This window comes from Alsobacter sp. R-9, from assembly GCF_054612375.1.
Window position 1 is genome coordinate 70810 of record NZ_JBTSWJ010000015.1, and the last position, 16071, is coordinate 86880.

19 protein-coding genes are annotated in these 16071 nt (G+C 70.0%); 15 read left to right on the forward strand and 4 right to left on the reverse strand.

Going from position 1 to position 16071, the window contains the following annotated elements:
- Nucleotides 1–9 precede the first annotated feature (9 nt).
- Nucleotides 10–246, forward strand: a complete 237-nt coding sequence (locus tag ACX9GQ_RS20940; RefSeq protein WP_459631538.1) for a BolA family protein — start codon at nt 10–12, stop codon at nt 244–246.
- A gap of 56 nt (nt 247–302) precedes the next feature.
- Nucleotides 303–641, forward strand: a complete 339-nt coding sequence (gene grxD, locus ACX9GQ_RS20945) for a Grx4 family monothiol glutaredoxin (protein WP_459631539.1) — start codon at nt 303–305, stop codon at nt 639–641.
- A 75-nt stretch (nt 642–716) separates the two neighbouring features.
- Here grxD and tlpA read toward each other — a convergent pair whose 3' ends face one another.
- Nucleotides 717–1382 carry a thiol:disulfide interchange protein TlpA gene (gene tlpA, locus ACX9GQ_RS20950; RefSeq protein WP_459631540.1) on the reverse strand — a complete coding sequence of 222 codons (666 nt, stop codon included), beginning with the start codon at nt 1380–1382 and terminating at the stop codon, nt 717–719.
- Nucleotides 1383–1422: 40 nt separating this feature from the next.
- Between tlpA and argH the strand changes: the two genes are divergently transcribed.
- The 13 genes from argH (at nt 1423) to ACX9GQ_RS21015 (ending at nt 13468) form a co-directional block, all read left to right on the forward strand.
- Nucleotides 1423–2814, forward strand: a complete 1392-nt coding sequence (gene argH, locus ACX9GQ_RS20955) for an argininosuccinate lyase (RefSeq protein ID WP_459631541.1) — start codon at nt 1423–1425, stop codon at nt 2812–2814.
- Nucleotides 2815–2873: 59 nt separating this feature from the next.
- Nucleotides 2874–3140 carry an LPS translocon maturation chaperone LptM gene (gene lptM / locus ACX9GQ_RS20960; RefSeq protein ID WP_459631542.1) on the forward strand — a complete coding sequence of 89 codons (267 nt, stop codon included), beginning with the start codon at nt 2874–2876 and terminating at the stop codon, nt 3138–3140.
- A 10-nt stretch (nt 3141–3150) separates the two neighbouring features.
- Complete coding sequence (lysA, locus tag ACX9GQ_RS20965; protein WP_459631543.1) at nt 3151–4443, forward strand: diaminopimelate decarboxylase; 1293 nt, start codon at nt 3151–3153, stop codon at nt 4441–4443.
- Nucleotides 4444–4543: 100 nt separating this feature from the next.
- A complete protein-coding gene (locus ACX9GQ_RS20970; RefSeq protein ID WP_459631544.1) occupies nt 4544–7318 on the forward strand; it encodes a TIGR02302 family protein in 2775 nt (924 codons plus the stop codon).
- 96 nt (nt 7319–7414) lie between these two features.
- Nucleotides 7415–7606, forward strand: coding sequence for a twin transmembrane helix small protein (locus ACX9GQ_RS20975; RefSeq protein WP_459631545.1), 192 nt, complete (start codon nt 7415–7417; stop codon nt 7604–7606).
- Nucleotides 7607–7737: 131 nt separating this feature from the next.
- A complete protein-coding gene (locus tag ACX9GQ_RS20980) occupies nt 7738–8316 on the forward strand; it encodes an acyloxyacyl hydrolase (protein WP_459631546.1) in 579 nt (192 codons plus the stop codon).
- Nucleotides 8317–8358: 42 nt separating this feature from the next.
- The gene (locus ACX9GQ_RS20985; protein WP_459631547.1) at nt 8359–8940 is read left to right on the forward strand and encodes a cob(I)yrinic acid a,c-diamide adenosyltransferase; all 582 of its coding nucleotides are present in this window, start codon (nt 8359–8361) and stop codon (nt 8938–8940) included.
- Between the two features lie 13 nt (nt 8941–8953).
- Nucleotides 8954–9643 carry a rhomboid family intramembrane serine protease gene (locus ACX9GQ_RS20990; protein WP_459631548.1) on the forward strand — a complete coding sequence of 230 codons (690 nt, stop codon included), beginning with the start codon at nt 8954–8956 and terminating at the stop codon, nt 9641–9643.
- A gap of 205 nt (nt 9644–9848) precedes the next feature.
- Nucleotides 9849–10595 (forward strand): electron transfer flavoprotein subunit beta/FixA family protein, encoded by a 747-nt coding sequence (locus ACX9GQ_RS20995; RefSeq protein WP_459631549.1) that lies wholly within the window; start codon nt 9849–9851, stop codon nt 10593–10595.
- Nucleotides 10595–11533, forward strand: coding sequence for an electron transfer flavoprotein subunit alpha/FixB family protein (locus ACX9GQ_RS21000; RefSeq protein ID WP_459631550.1), 939 nt, complete (start codon nt 10595–10597; stop codon nt 11531–11533). The genes ACX9GQ_RS20995 and ACX9GQ_RS21000 overlap by 1 nt, the downstream gene beginning before the upstream one ends.
- Nucleotides 11534–11654: 121 nt before the next feature.
- Nucleotides 11655–12536: a 3-hydroxybutyryl-CoA dehydrogenase gene (locus tag ACX9GQ_RS21005; RefSeq protein WP_459631551.1), complete on the forward strand. Its 882-nt coding sequence runs from the start codon at nt 11655–11657 to the stop codon at nt 12534–12536.
- Nucleotides 12537–12589: 53 nt separating this feature from the next.
- A complete protein-coding gene (locus ACX9GQ_RS21010) occupies nt 12590–12787 on the forward strand; it encodes a putative motility protein (protein ID WP_459631552.1) in 198 nt (65 codons plus the stop codon).
- 111 nt (nt 12788–12898) lie between these two features.
- Nucleotides 12899–13468, forward strand: a complete 570-nt coding sequence (locus ACX9GQ_RS21015; protein WP_459631553.1) for an HNH endonuclease — start codon at nt 12899–12901, stop codon at nt 13466–13468.
- Nucleotides 13469–13474: 6 nt separating this feature from the next.
- On the opposite strand, the gene ACX9GQ_RS21020 is transcribed toward ACX9GQ_RS21015, so the two are convergent.
- The 3 genes from ACX9GQ_RS21020 to ACX9GQ_RS21030 form a co-directional block, all read right to left on the reverse strand.
- The gene (locus ACX9GQ_RS21020) at nt 13475–14860 is read right to left on the reverse strand and encodes an amidase (protein ID WP_459631554.1); all 1386 of its coding nucleotides are present in this window, start codon (nt 14858–14860) and stop codon (nt 13475–13477) included.
- 73 nt (nt 14861–14933) lie between these two features.
- Entirely contained in the window at nt 14934–15467 is a 534-nt protein-coding gene (locus ACX9GQ_RS21025) for a disulfide bond formation protein B (RefSeq protein WP_459631555.1), read from the reverse strand.
- A 7-nt stretch (nt 15468–15474) separates the two neighbouring features.
- Entirely contained in the window at nt 15475–16056 is a 582-nt protein-coding gene (locus ACX9GQ_RS21030) for a YqaA family protein (RefSeq protein ID WP_459631556.1), read from the reverse strand.
- Between the last annotated feature and the right edge of the window lie 15 nt (nt 16057–16071).

Consider the following 16071-nt stretch of genomic DNA (forward strand, 5'->3'; position numbering starts at 1 on the left):
GACGACGCCATGGCCATGGACGCCCGCGACATCGAGCGGCTGATCAAGGAAGCCCTGCCGGACGCGCGCGTCGAGATCCGGGACCTCGCCGGCGACGGCGATCACTACGCGGCCACGGTCGTGTCCTCGGCCTTCAAGGGCAAGACCCGGGTGCAGCAGCACCAGATGGTCTACGCCGCGCTCAAGGGGAACATGGGCGGCGTGCTCCATGCCCTTGCGCTGACGACGGGCACGCCCGACAATTGAGCCACTGAAACCCGCAACGGCGCGCCTTTGACCGCGCACGAGCAAGGACGAGAGCGATGAGCGTTCAGGACCAGATCAAGGCCGAGGTCACCGGCACCGACGTGGTGCTCTTCATGAAGGGCACGCCCCAGTTCCCGATGTGCGGGTTCTCCGGGCAGGTCGTGCAGATCCTCGATTACCTCGGCGTGCCCTACAAGGGCATCAACGTCCTCGAGGACGAAGCCATCCGCCAGGGCATCAAGGACTACGCCAACTGGCCGACGATCCCGCAGCTCTACGTGAAGGGCGAGTTCATCGGCGGCTGCGACATCGTCCGCGAGATGTTCCAGTCGGGCGAGTTGCAGCAGCACCTCTCCGAGAACGGCGTGCCGGTGAAGGCCCCCGCCAAGGCGTGAGGTGAGATTCACGCCTGAAACGAACAAGGCCGCCCGATCGGGCGGCCTTTTTTTGTGGGCTAAGCCGGAAGGCCCTCACTTTCCCAGCGCGGCGCGGATCATCTTCAAGGCGTCCTCGCTCGCCCACTCGGCCGGTCCGGCCAGCGTCGCGAGCTCGCAGCCGCGCGGGTCGATGATGAGCGTCGTCGGCATGCCGAAGGCCTTGCCGACCATCTTCAGCTCCTGGAAGACCTTGGCCGACGGATCGGCGTAGTAGCCGAGCGTCGTGATGCCGTTCTCGACGAGCCAGGCCTTCGGCTTGTCGAGGTTGCGGGTGTCGATGTTCACGGCGACGACCGTGAAGGCGTCCCCGCCCATCGTCTTCTGCAAGGTGTCGAGGGCCGGCATCTCCTTGCGGCAGGGGACGCACCATGTCGCCCACAGGTTGAGGAGCACCGTCCGGCCGCGGAAGTCCGCGAGCGTCATCGGCTTCCCGTCGGGCCCGGCGAAGGACAGGTTGGGCAGCGGCTTCGGTGTCTTGGCCACCTGGACGGCGGCAACCTCGCCGCGGGCCGTGGGCTGCATCGCGGCCGCGATGGGGGCGGCGGCGCTGCAGTCGGCCTCGGCGGCGTTGCCGGCGCCCCCGCTCGTCACGTATAGGACGACCACGGCAAGACCGGCAGCTCGGCCGATGCCCGCCCAGTAGCGCCAGACGCTCCAACCGGAGCGGCAGGGGGCGGTGGCGGCGGCTTCCGAGGACATGGCGGGTACGGGACCGGTCGGGCGAGAAGCAGGTGAGGTCATGAGCAACAAGATGTGGGGCGGGCGGTTCGCCAGCGGACCTGACGCGATCATGGAGGAGATCAATGCCTCCATCGATTTCGACAAGACCCTCTGGCGCCAGGACATCGCCGGCTCGCGCGCCCACGTCGCCATGCTGGCGAAGCAGGGCATCGTCACGGCCGGCGATGCCGAGGCGATCGATCGTGGTCTAGCAGCGGTCCACGCCGAAATCGAGGCAGGAACATTCACGTTCTCGCGGTCCCTCGAGGACATCCATATGAACGTCGAGTCCCGGCTGGCGGAGCTGATCGGCCCGCCGGCGGGCCGCCTGCACACGGCGCGTTCACGCAACGACCAGGTCGCGACCGATATGCGGCTGTGGGTGCGCGACACGGTCGACCAGCTCGACAGGCAGCTCGCCGACCTCCAGCAGGCGCTCGCCGAGAAGGCCCTCGCCTTCGCCGGGGCCGTGATGCCGGGCTTCACGCATCTCCAGTCTGCGCAGCCGACGACGCTGGGCCACCACCTGCTCGCCTATGTCGAGATGCTGGGACGCGACCGCGGCCGGCTGCACGACGCCCGGGCCCGCATGAACGAGTGCCCGCTTGGCGCCGCTGCGCTCTGCGGCACCTCGTTCCCCATCGACCGGCACGCCACAGCCGCCGCGCTCGGCTTCGACCGGCCGACCGCGAACTCCCTCGACAGCGTCGCCGACCGCGACTTCGTGCTGGAGACGCTCTCCGCCGCCTCGATCTGCGCCGTCCACCTGTCGCGCTTCGCCGAGGAGATCGTGCTTTGGGCGACGCCGCAGTTCGCCTTCGTGCGGCTGTCGGACCGCTTCTCCACCGGCTCGTCCATCATGCCGCAGAAGCGCAACCCCGACGCGGCCGAGCTGGTGCGCGGCAAGACGGGCCGGGTCATCGGCGCGCTCAACGCGCTGCTCATCATGATGAAGGGCCTGCCGCTCACGTACGCCAAGGATATGCAGGAGGACAAGGAGGGCACCTTCGACGCCCTCGCCACGCTGTCGCTCTGCATCGCCGCCATGGCCGGGATGGTGCGGGACATGGAGCCCAACACCAAGGCCATGAAGAAGGCCGCCGGCGCCGGCTACGCCACCGCGACCGACCTCGCCGACTGGCTCGTCCGCACGCTGAAGATGCCGTTCCGCGAGGCGCACCACGTCACCGGGCGGATCGTCGGGCTGGCGTCGGCCCGCAACGTCGGGCTGGAGAAGCTCACCCTCGACGAAATGCGCGGCATCGAGCCGCGCATTTCGCAGGAAGTGTTCGAGGTGCTCGGCGTCGAGCGGTCCGTGCGCAGCCGCGTCAGCTACGGCGGCACGGCCCCCGCGCAGGTGCGCCGGCAGGCGAGGCGCTGGCTGTCGAAGCTGGCGCGCGAGCGGCGCTGAGCCCGCTTCCGCCGCCCCGTCCTTTGGGTATGATGCCCGCCGTTCTGGAGACCAAGCCGGTGTCGTTGTCGCTTCCCTCCGCCGCGCGGATCGTCGTCGTGGCCCTTCTCCTCGGCGCGGCCCTCTCGGCCTGCGGCCGCAAGGGACCGCTCGAGCCGCCGCCCGGCGCAGCCGGCGAAGCCAAGCCGGATCCGCTGTCGCAGCAGAACGAGAGCGCCACCCCCGGGGTGAAGACGCTCGTTCCCACCGTCACCCCCGTGGGAAGCCGGCGCGGCAAGCCGATCACGCCGCCCAAGGACGACTTCATCCTCGACCCGATCCTCTGAAGGCCGCCCCATGCACCACTTCGATTACAGGGGCGGCGTCCTGCACGCCGAGGGCGTGGACCTGCGCACGATCGCTGCGGAGGTCGGCACGCCTTTCTACTGCTATTCGACGGCCACGCTGGAGCGCCACTACCGCGTGTTCTCGGAAGCCTTTGCCGACGTGCCCTCGCTCGTCTGCTACGCGATGAAGGCCAACTCGAACCAGGCCGTTCTGCGGACGCTGGCGCGCCTCGGGGCCGGCATGGACGTGGTGTCGGAGGGCGAACTGCGGCGCGCCCGGGCCGCCGGCGTGCCCGGCAACCGCATCACCTTCTCCGGCGTCGGCAAGACGGCCGTCGAGATGGCCTATGGCCTCGACGAGGACATCCTCTGCTTCAACGTGGAGTCGGAGCCGGAGCTCCACGTGCTCTCCGAGCTCGCCAGCGCCCGCGGGCAGGTCGCCCGCATCGCGATCCGCGTGAACCCGGACGTCGACGCGAAGACGCACCACAAGATCTCCACCGGAAAGTCCGAGAACAAGTTCGGCATCCCGATCTCCCACGCCCGCGAGGTGTACGCCCGCGCCGCGGCCCTGCCAGGCATCAAGGTGACCGGGATCGACATGCACATCGGCAGCCAGATCACGGACCTGCAGCCCTTCGACGACGCGTTCGCCCTGCTGGCCGATTTCGTCCGGGAGTTGCGTTCCGACGGCCATGCCATCGACCACATCGACCTCGGCGGCGGCCTCGGGATCCCGTACCGGGAGGACAACGAGCCGCCGCCCGATCCGCGGCGCTATGCGGAGGTGGTCAAGGCCAACACCCGCGGCCTCGACTGCACGCTGGTGTTCGAGCCCGGGCGGCTGCTGGTCGGCAATGCCGGCATCCTCGTGACGCAGGTCGTCTACGTGAAGCACGGCGACGGCAAGACCTTCGTCATCGTCGACGCCGCGATGAACGATCTCATCCGCCCGACGCTCTACGAGGCGCACCACGACCTGCGCCCCGTCGTCGCACCGGCGACGACCGCCGGCCGCATCGTCGCGGACGTGGTCGGCCCCGTCTGCGAGACGGGCGACTACATCGCCCTCGACCGGGAGATGGCGGAGCCGAAGGCCGGGGACCTGATCGCCATCATGACGGCGGGCGCCTACGGAGCTGTGCAGGCGGGAACCTACAATTCCCGCCGGCTGGTGGCGGAAGTCATGGTGACCGGCGCGTCCCACGCCGTCGTCCGTCCGCGCCAGACCTACGAGGAGCTGATCGGGCTCGACGTGCTGCCGCCGTGGCTGCGCGCCGATCCGCCGCTCGCGTCGCGCTGAGGGTTCCGACAGGCTTGTGAACGGGGCCGGGGCCACCGGGGGTGGCCAGCACGGCTCCGCGTGCTACCTTTGGTGTCTTGGGACGCCGAAGGATGCCGCGATGAGCGACGACGTGCCTGGACCGGTTTCCGCCAACGACCGCGCCCGCAGCGCCATGGAGACGATCACGTCCCTGGGCCGCCGCGCCGCGGCCGGGCTGCTCTGGGAACGGCTCTGGCCCCGCCTCACGATCACGCTGGTCGTCGGTGCCCTCTTCCTCATCGTCTCGTGGCTCGGCCTTTGGCTTGCCGTGCCGACCTGGGCCCGGATCGCCGGTGTCGCCGCCTTCGGCCTGCTGTTTGCCGGAACCCTCGTCGCCGCGGTCCTGGTGCCGCGGCCGACATGGCGGGAGATCCTCGGCCGGCTCGACCGCGACAGTGCGATCGCCCACCGGCCCGCGACCGCGATCGCGGACGAGAACGCCATCAACACCGCCGATCCTGGCACCCGCGCGCTGTGGGAGGCACACCGTGCCCGCGTGCTGGAACAGGCGGCCCGGCTCAAGGTCGCCCCGCCGTCGCCGCGGCTCAGCGAGCGCGACCCCGTCGCGGTCCGATTCGCGGTGGCGCTGGCGCTCGTCGCGGCGTTCTTCGTGGCGGGCCCGGAGCGCAACATCCGGCTCGCCTCTGCCTTCGACTGGAAAGGCCCGCCCCCCGAGGTGGCAGCCTTCCGCATCGACGGCTGGATCGATCCGCCCGCCTACACCCAGACGCCTCCCGTCCTGCTCGACCTGAGGCCCAGGGCGGGGCAGTCCGCCTCGATGGCGGTGAAGGTGCCCGCAGGCTCGACCCTCGTCGTCCGCGCCTCGGAGTCGGACGGCGTGGACATTGCGGTCACCGGCGGCGTGGCCGCGAAGGAGGACCCCGCTTTGGCGAGGCCCGCGGAAGCCGCAGCGCCGAAGGTGCAGCAGGCGGCGGTTCAGTCGAGGCAGCCGACGGCTCCGGGCCAGCCCCGCGTCGCGGGCCTCGAGAAGCGCTGGGAGATCAAGGGCGACGGCGCCGTCACCGTGAAGCGGGGCTCGGAGACGCTCGGCTCGATCACGATCACCGCCATCGTCGACCGTCCCCCGCAGATCCAGCCGATCGGCGAGGCCACGCCCGGCGAGGGCGGGACGCTGGCGCTGTCCTACGAGATCAAGGACGACTACGGGGTGGTCTCGGCCGAAGCCCGCTTCGGCCGCCCGCTGCGGGGCGGAAAGCCGATGGAGACCAAGCGGCCGCCGCTCGTCCCCGCGCCGACCGTTCCGCTGACCCTGCCCGGCGGCGACAACCGCGACGGCGAGGCGCGCACCACCACCGACCTCTCGGCCCACCCGTGGGCCGGGGCCCGCGTCGAGCTGACGCTCGTGGCCAAGGACGAACTCGACCAGCAGGGCGAAAGCGTCACCTTCAACGTGACCCTCCCGCAGCGCCCGTTCTCGAAGCCCCTTGCCAAGGCACTCGTCGAGCAGCGGCGCGACCTGATCCTCGATCCCGCGAGCCGCAGCCGCATCATGCAGGCACTCCTGGCCCTGCAGATCGCGCCCGACCGCTTCACGCCGGACGCTTCGGTCCACCTCGGCCTGCGCACCGCCACGACCCGCCTGCGGACGGCGCGGACGGACGCAGACCTGATCGGCGTCGCCGACTTCCTCTGGGAGATGGCGCTGCAGATCGAGGAGGGCGACCTCTCGGATGCCGAGAAGGCGCTTCGGGCGGCGCAGGAGAACCTGCAGCAGGCGATGGACCGCGGCGCCTCCGAGCAGGAGATCCAGCGCCTCATGCAGGAACTGCGGCAGGCGATGGACCGCTTCCTGCGCGAGTTCGCCGAGCGGATGATGCGCGAGCAGCGCGACAACCCGCAGCAGAGCGACCAGATGGATCGCAATCAGCGGGTGATCACGCAGCAGGACCTCAACCGCATGATGGACCGCATGGAGCAGATGATGCGCAACGGCCAGATGGCCGACGCGCAGCGGATGCTCAATGAACTCAAGCGGATGATGGAGAACCTGCGCACCGCCCGTCCGATGCAGGGTCAGCGCAACCAGGCCATGCGGGAGATGGACAAGAGCCTCGACGAGCTCGACCGCATGACCCGCGACCAGCAGCAGCTGCGCGACAAGACCTTCAACGAAGGCCAGCGCCGTCGCGACCAGACCCGCCAGGGTCAGCAGGGTCAACAGGGCCAGCAGGGCATGCAGCAGGGCCAGCGCCAGCAGCAGGGACAGCGCGGACAGCAAGGCCAGCGCGGTCAGCGTGGCCAGCAGGGTCAACAGGGCCAGCAGGGCGAGAACGGCGACGGCGAGATGGGCCAGGGCGACCAGGAGGGAATGGAGGGGCTGGGCCAGCGCCAGCAGGCCCTCCGCCGCCAGCTCGAGGAGCTCAAGCGGCGGATGCAGCAGAACGGCATGAGCGGCGAGCAGGGCCTCGACGACGCCGAGGACGCCATGCGCCAGGCCGAGGGCGCCCTCGGCGAGGGCCAAGACGGCCAGGCCGTCGATGCTCAGGGCCGTGCGCTCGACGGTCTTCGCCGTGGCGCCCAGGGCCTCGCCCAGCAGATGCAGCAGATGCAGCAGGGCGAGGGTCAGGAGATGGCGGGCGAGGAGGACGGCCCGGGCCAGCCCGGCTCTCCCAACCGACGCGCCCAGTCGTCGGAGCCCAACGACGATCCGCTCGGCCGCCCGACGCCCAGCACCGAGGCCGGCGACCGGTCGAAGTTCCGCCGCGCCGGCAAGGGCGGCACGCTGGAGCAGCGTGCGCGCGAGGTCACCGAGGAGCTGAGGCGGCGCCTCGGCGATCCGGCCCGCCCGCAGGAGGAACTCGACTACCTCCAGCGCCTGCTCCCGGCGAACTGACGAGGCGACCGGCGCTGGCACGCGCCGCCGCGCCTGATAAGGAGAGGGCGGGCCCGCCGGGATGAAGGGGAGGGTCTGCCAGTCCCGGAGTGAACCTTGTCACTGTCCTTCGAAAGCGTCGTGCCGTTCGCCCTGGCGGCGGTCACCGTCGTGCTGCTGCTCGGCCTCGTGAACATGATGCGGGGCGGCAGCGCCAACACCTCGCAGCGCCTGATGCGGTGGCGCGTCGGTCTTCAGTTCCTCGCCATCCTGATCGTGCTGGCCGCCATCTGGATGCGTGGCGGTTGAGCCACACTGGCCTAAAAAGCGAAACTGCGACGTAGAAACACAAGGGGCCGGATGCAAGGATCGTGGGCGCAACCTGCAGCATCGCGAATCGATTCATGGCCGGCCGCATGGCTTTCCGACACTTCCGTTTGTTGCCTGCCCTGATCCTCGCCGGCGCGGCCTCCGCGGCCAGCGCAGCGGACCTTCCGTCCCGCAGCGCGCCGCCCGCTCCCCCGAGCCCCGTGGCGGCTCCGGCTGCTTGGCCGAGCTACGAGGTGCGGCTGGGCGTCTTCGCGCACGATCCCTGGTCACCCGAGTCGGGCAGCGTCGACATCAACGGGGAAGTGCTGACCCCGCGCCTCTTCTCGCTGCCGAACCCCAGCTTCAACGCCCTCGCGCCGCGTCTCCATGCGGGCGCCACCGTGAACACCGCCGGAAAGACCAGCAGCGCCTATGCCGGCTTCACATGGACGGTGGACGTCGTGGCCGGGTTCTTCGTCGAGGCCTCGCTCGGGGGCGCCGTCCACAACGGCAAGACCGGGGACGTCATCTATCCGGACTGGAATGCCCTGGGCTGCTCGCCGCTCTTCCGCGAGTCGGCGTCGATCGGCTACCGGTTCACGGAAAAGCTGAGCGTCATGGCGACGGTGGAGCATCTCTCCAATGCCGGGACGTGCTCCCAGAACCGGGGTCTCACCAACGCCGGGCTTCGACTGGGCTACAGCTTCTGAGCTGACGCCCTATAAGTGCGAGTCCAATCGGAGACTCGCAGAATGGTCGTTCTGAACCGCATCTACACCCGCACCGGCGACGGCGGCACCACGGCGCTTGGCACCGGCGAGCGCCGGCCCAAGTTCGACCTGCGCATCGAGGCCTACGGCACGGTCGACGAAACGAATGCCACGCTGGGGCTCGCCCGCCTGCACACGGCCGGCGAGCATCCCGTTGTCGATGCCATGCTCGCGCGCATCCAGAACGACCTCTTCGACCTCGGTGCTGATCTCTGCACTCCCGACGACGGGACCAAGCTCGAATGGGAGCCGCTGAGGATCGTCGACACGCAGGTCGAGCGGCTCGAGCGTGAGATCGACGAGTTGAACGCGGAACTGAAGCCCCTGCGCTCCTTCGTCCTTCCCGGCGGAAGCGCCGCGGCCGCCGCGCTGCACCTCTCGCGGACCGTGTCGCGGCGGGCCGAGCGGCTGATGGTCGAGCTGGCGGGACGGCCGGGCGAGACGGTGGGCGAACCCGCGCTGCGCTACATCAACCGGCTCTCCGACTTCCTGTTCGTCGCCTCCCGCTACGTCAACGCCCGCGGCGAGGGCGACGTGCTGTGGGTGCCCGGCCAGAACCGCTGAGGTCGCGTCGCCCGTGTTCATCCCGCTGAGGGACCAGGTCCCGCTGCGCAGCCTCGCGGCGCCTCACGTGACGCGGGTGATCCTCGGCGTCACGGTGCTGGTGTGGGCGATCACGGCCAGCGGCATCGTGCCGGGCGGGATCGAGACCGCCGCCGTCATCGGCGGGGTGATTCCCGCCGTCCTGTTCGGCCATGCGGTGCTGCCGGCCGGCTACGACCTGCTGCCGCCCTGGCTGACGCTCGTGACCAGCCTGCTGCTGCACGGCGGCTTCCTGCACCTGCTGGGCAACATGCTGTTCCTGCAGGTCTTCGGCGACAATGTCGAGGACTCGATGGGCCACGTCCGGTTCGTCGTCTTCTACGTGACCTGCGGCGTGGTGGCGGGGCTTGTCCACGCCGCGATGGCACCCGGTTCGGAGCAGCCGCTCATCGGCGCGTCGGGCGCGGTGGCCGGCGTGGTCGGCGCCTACCTCGTCCTGCACCCCCACGCCCATGTCTGGGGGCTGGTGCTGAACGTCATCCCCCTGCGCATTCGGGCGGCCTGGGCGCTCGGGCTCTGGTTTGCCGTGCAGGTCTACCACGTGGCGGCGGGCGACGAGCCGTCGACGGCGTGGTGGGCCCATGTCGGCGGCTTCGTCGCCGGCGCGCTGCTCGTCCTCGTCCTGCGCAGGCCGGCCTCGCCCTGGGGTCCCGCGCGGGGCTGACATCCCCTTTTCGGCGCGTTGACAAGGCTTCCGGGCCACGATTACGGTCCCCCGCGATCAGTCGCCGTCGCAGGGGACGCGCCCGCCGGTCGCATCGAGACCAGCGGCCGCCCGCCAGGAGCCGAAAGTGCGACGCCCCGTCGCTGAGCGGCAGGCCAGGCGATGACAGTGGACGGAGCGGCCGCTCCGTCGTGGAGGTGAGCCGATGAAGATCCTCGTCCCGGTGAAGCGGGTGGTCGACTACAACGTGAAGATCCGCGTGAAGGCGGACGGGTCGGGCGTCGAGCTCGCCAACGTGAAGATGTCGATGAACCCGTTCGACGAGATCGCGGTGGAGGAGGCGATCCGCCTCAAGGAAGCCGGCAAGGCCACCGAGATCGTCGCCGTGTCCATCGGGCCGGCGCAGGCGGCCGAGACCATCCGCACCGCGCTCGCGATGGGCGCCGACCGCGGCGTGCTGGTGAAGACCGACGGCGTCGTCGAACCGCTCGCCGTCGCCAAGATTCTCAAGGGCGTGGTCGAGGCCGAGCAGCCGGGGCTCGTGATCCTCGGCAAGCAGGCCATCGACGATGACTGCAACCAGACCGGGCAGATGCTCGCCGCGCTGCTCGGCTGGCCGCAGGGCACCTTCGCCTCCAAGGTCGAGCTGGGCGACACCGCGACGGTGACCCGCGAGATCGACGGCGGCCTGCAGACGGTGGAGCTGAAGCTGCCCGCCATCGTCACGACGGACCTGCGCCTGAACGAGCCGCGCTACGCCTCGCTGCCCAACATCATGAAGGCCAAGAAGAAGCCGATCGACGAGAAGACGCCCGCGGACTACGGCGTCGACGTGTCGCCGCGGCTCAAGGTGCTCAAGACCGCCGAGCCGGCCGGCCGCAAGGCGGGCGTGAAGGTGGGCTCGGTCGCCGAGCTCGTTGGCAAGCTGAAGAACGAAGCCGGAGTGCTGTGATGCCCGCGCTGCTGATCGCCGACCACGACAACGCGTCCCTCAAGGACGTCACCGCCAAGGCGCTGACCGCCGCGCGTGCCCTCGGCGGGCCGGTGCACGTGCTGGTCGCGGGCTCGGGCGCACAGGCTGCCGCCGACGCTGCCGCGAAGCTCGAGGGCGTGGAGAAGGTGTTCCTCGCCGATGCCCCGGCCTACGCCCATGGCCTCGCCGAGCCGCTGGCCGCGCTGGTCGTGTCCCTCGCCGGCCCCTACGACGCCATCGTCGCGGCCTCGACCTCGACCGGCAAGAACGTCGCCCCGCGCGTCGCCGCCCTCCTCGACGTGATGCAGGTGTCGGACATCACCAAGGTGGTGTCGCCCGACACGTTCGAGCGGCCGATCTACGCCGGCAACGCCATCCAGACCGTGCAGGCCACCGACGCGAAGAAGGTGATCACGGTCCGCACCGCGTCGTTCCAGGCGAGCGGCGCCGGCGCGTCCGCCCCGGTCGAGCCCATTGCCGCCGCCGCTGACCCGGCGCTGTCGAGCTTCAAGGGCGAGGCGTTGTCGAAGTCGGACCGGCCGGAGCTGACGTCGGCCAAGATCATCATCTCGGGCGGCCGCGCCATGCAGAACGCCGAGAACTTCAAGACCTACATCGAGCCTGTGGCCGACAAGCTCGGCGCCGCCATGGGCGCCTCGCGCGCCGCGGTGGACGCCGGCTACGCTCCGAACGACTGGCAGGTCGGCCAGACCGGCAAGGTCGTGGCGCCGGATCTCTACATCGCCGTCGGCATCTCGGGCGCGATCCAGCACCTCGCCGGCATGAAGGACTCGAAGGTCATCGTCGCCATCAACAAGGACGAGGAGGCACCGATCTTCCAGGTTGCCGACTACGGCCTCGTGGGCGACCTCTTCCAGATCCTGCCGGAACTCGACAAGGAACTGGCGAAGGGCTGACACGGGAGGCCCCGATGTCGGCCAAAGGCTGACATGGGGCGAAAGTCCCCTCGCGCCGGCGCGGCGCGGGGGCTAAAGATGGAACGATCCAACCGTTCGACGCGAGCGCCAGGCAGGAACAATGTCGATCTCAATCCGACGCATAGGCATCATCGGCGCAGGACAGATGGGCAACGGCATCGCCCAGGTCTGCGCGCAGGGCGGCTATGACGTGTCGCTGAACGACATCAGCGAGGATCGCATCCACGCCGGCCTCGCCACCATCAACGGCAACATCGCCAAGCTGGTGCAGAAGGGCACGATCGACGAGGTGGCCCGCCGCGAGGCGCTGGCGCGCATCAGCGCCGCGCCCTCCTACGAGGACCTCGGCACCTGCGACCTCGTCATCGAGGCCGCGACCGAGAACGAGGAGGTGAAGCGCAAGATCTTCACCATGCTCTGCCCGGTCCTGAAGCCGGACGCGATGGTCGCGTCGAACACGTCGTCGATCTCGATCACGCGCCTTGCCTCCGTCACCGACCGGCCGGAGCGATTCATTGGCATCCACTTCATGAATCCGGTGCCGCGCATGCAGCTCGTCGAGCTGATCCGCGGCATCGCGACCGAGGATCCGACGTTCGAGGCGGCGAAGGCCTTCATCGATTCGCTCGGCAAGACGGTAACGGTCGCGGAGGATTTCCCGGCCTTCATCGTCAACCGCATCCTGCTGCCGATGATCAACGAGGCGATCTACACGCTCTACGAGGGCGTGGGTTCGGTCGACGCCATCGACACAGCGATGCGGCTCGGCGCCAACCACCCGATGGGCCCGCTCCAGCTCGCCGACTTCATCGGCCTCGACACCTGCCTGTCGGTCATGCAGGTGCTGCACGAGGGCCTGGCCGACAGCAAGTACCGGCCCTGCCCGCTGCTCGTGAAATACGTCGAGGCCGGCTGGCTCGGCCGCAAGACGAAGCGCGGATTCTACGACTACCGCGGCGAGAAGCCCGTCCCGACCCGTTGAGGGTCGGGGACTCCGACAAGGCTCCCTCAACCTTTGGTCGATAGGGTCGGCTCATGTCGACTATCGGTTCCAGCACGGACATCGCCGCCTCGCTCATCGCCCAGCGCCAGCAGATGACGCAGGAGCAGGTCGGCATCGCCATGATCCGCAAGGAGATGGAGGCGCAGCAGGCGCTGATCGCCCTGCTGGCCGACTCTGCCGGCCCGCCCCCGTCACCGGGGACGGGGCAGGTCGTCGACCGCCGCGCCTGAGCCGGCTGCGTCGTTTCCGCGCCGTCCGGGCGCTTCACATCGGCGTCACGAACCCTATAGACTATGAAACAGGGCGGGTTCGCCCTGTCGCGGTCAAGGGAGCCGGTGTCGGTGACGATACACGTTCACCAGCCCGTGTCGCCGGAGGCCTGTCCGGCACTCGTGCTCAACGCGGACTATCGCCCGTTGAGCTACTACCCCCTGTCGCTCTGGGGCTGGCAGGACGCAATCAAGGCGGTCTTCCTCGACAGGGTGAACATCGTCTCGTTCTATGACCGGACGGTCCGAAGTCCGAACTTCGAAGTCCGCCTCCCCTCCGTCGTTTCGCTCAAGACCTACGTCAAGCCTTCTCGCCAGCCCGCCTTCACGCGGTTCAACGTCTTCCTGCGCGACCGCTTCACCTGCCAGTACTGCGGCTCGCGCGACGACCTCACCTTCGACCACGTGATCCCGCGCAGCCGCGGCGGCCAGACCACCTGGGACAACGTCGTCGCCGCCTGCTCCCCCTGCAACCTTCGCAAGGGCGACCGCATGCCCCGCGACGTCGGGATGGTCCCCCACCAGATGCCCTTCGCGCCGAGCGTGCACGACCTGCACCAGAACGGCCGGCTCTTCCCGCCGAACTACCTGCACGACAGCTGGCTCGACTACCTCTACTGGGACACCGAGCTCGAGCCCTGAGCCGCGTCAGGCCGTGATCGGCCATGGCCGCTGCGGCGGCCTCCCCTCCTCGACCAGCCGTGCGAGCCGCAGCACGCCGACATCGTCGAAGCGACGCCCGACGATCTGCACCCCGACGGGCAGTCCGTCGCGGTCATAGTTCCAGTTGACCGACACGGCAGGGTTCTCGGCCATGTTCCACGGCACGGTGAAGCCGATGTGCTCGAAGGGCTTCTCCGGATCGTGCAGCGGCGAGGCCCATTCCGCTGCGAAGGCCACGCAGGGCGCCGTCGGCGACAGCACGACATCGACCTCGTGGAACAGCCGCGCCGCCGCGTTGCGCATGGCCACCGTCTGGTTGTAGCCGCGCAGCACGTCGAGGCCGGACCGGCGCTCGCCGGACTCGGCCCACTCCCGGATGTAGGGCAGGATCTGCTGGCGCCGCTCGGGCGTCAGGCGCGAGACATCGTCCCACGCCCGGACCCGCCAGAAGTCGTCGAGTCCGTCGAGCATCGCCCGCGTCAGGATGGCCGGGAGGGGCACGACCGTCGCCCCGGCGTCACGGAACAGCGCCGCCGCCTCGTGAAGCGCGGCGAGGACGTCCGGCTGGACCTCCATCCCCGCCGCCTCGGTCATCAGGCCGATGCGCAGCCCCCGCGCGGACCCCGCGAGGTCGAGCCACGGCAGGTCCTGCGGCGGCAGCGCGGTGGCGTCGCGCCAGTCGGGCTGCGACAGCACCGTCATCATCAGCGCGGTGTCGGCGACCGTGCGGGTCAGGGGCCCGGCGATCCGCCCCAGATAGGCGGGATCGATCGGCACGCGGCCGTGGCTGGGCTTCAGGCCGACGAGCCCGCAGAAGCTGGCGGGCAGGCGCACGGACCCGCCGATGTCGGTGCCGAGGTGCAGCGGCCCGTAGCCCGCCGCCCCGGCCGCCGCCGCCCCCGCGCTGGAGCCGCCCGGATTGCGGTCGAGGTGCCACGGGTTGCGGGTCAGCGGGTGGAAGCTCGACAGGCCCGACGTCAGCATCCCGTAGTCGGGCATGGTCGTCTTGGCGAAGATCACCGCCCCCGCCTCGCGCAGGCGTGCCGCCGGCGGCGCGTCCGCCGCCGCCGGTGACAGCCCGGTGGCCGCGGTCCCGAGCGGGACCGGCACGCCCTTCGTGGCGATGTTGTCCTTGATCGTCACGGGCACGCCGTCGAGCAGCCCGAGCGGGCGACCCTCCGCCCAGCGCCGGGCCGACGCCTCTGCGTCCCTCAGCGCCCCCTCCGGATCGAAGGCGTAGAGCGCAGCGAGCACCGGCTCCCGCTGCCGGGCCTGCGCGACGACCGCCTCCATGACGTGGAGGGGCGTGAGATCGCGCGTGCGGTAGCGCTCGGACAACTCGGTGGCGGACAGGGACAGGATGGCGGACACGGCGCTGGCACTCCGGATAGGGCGCCGCGAGAGTAGCGCCGGGGAGGCGGCGCAGGAAGCCGCAGCCGGCGCGTCAGCCCCGCGCCCGCAGCGCGCCGAGCGCGGCCCACCCCGCCAGCCCGGTCGCGATGACCGCGTTCCACGCGGCGAGCGACAGGCCGAGGATGCGCATGGCCACCTCGTCGCAGCGCACGACCTTCACCGTCTCGAGCTGGCGCAGGAAGTCCCCCATGCCGGAGGGCTTGGCGATCGCGCCGGTGCAGCCCGTCGGACCGGGCCAGAAGCCCCACTCCACGCCGGCGTGATAGGCGCCGAGCACGCCGCCGGCGAGGAAAAGCAGCGCCAGCAGCCCGAGCACGAGCGCGGTGAGCAATCCGCGGGGACGGCGCGATGCAAGGCCCGCCGCCACGAGCGCCAGCGGGATGCCCGCGTAGTAGGGGATTCGCTGCGTGAGGCAGAGCTCGCACGGCTTCACGCCCAGCACGTGCTCGATGAACAGGGCGCCGCCGATCGTGGCGGTCGCCACCGCCGCGATGCCGATGGCGGCGACCCGGCCGTCGACCAGACGGTCGAACGCGGAACGGTCGGACGCGGGGGATTCGCTCATGACTGCCTCAGAGGATCTTCGTGAGGATCCAGAAGCCCAGGACGATCACGCCGATGCTGCCCAGCGCGACCGCCGTCAGGTGACGCTCGATGAACGCCTTCAGCGGCTTTCCCCAGCGGTTGAAGATGCCGGCGATGATGAAGAAGCGCGCGCCGCGGGTCACGATCGACAGCAGCACGAACATCGGGAAATTGTAGCCCAGCGCCCCGCTGACGATGGTGACCACCTTGTAGGGGATGGGCGTCAGCCCCTTCACCAGGATGAAGAGGGCGCCCCAGGTCGCGTACCACGCCTTCACAGAGTCGATCTTGTCGGCGAGCCCGTAGAGCCTCAGCAGCCACATCCCCACGCTGTCGAAGAGCAGCGCCCCGATGGCATAGCCGAGAATCCCGCCTGCGACCGAGGTGACGGTGCAGATGGCCGCGTAGTGCCAGGCCCTGTCCGGCCGCGCCAGCGACATGGGCGCGAGCACCACGTCCGGCGGGATCGGGAAGAACGAGCTCTCCGCGAACGACACCGCTCCCAGGGCGTACGGCGCACGCGGGCTTTCGGCGAGGGAGACGGTCCAGTCGTAGAGGCGCTTGAACATGGGGGCTCCTGTCGC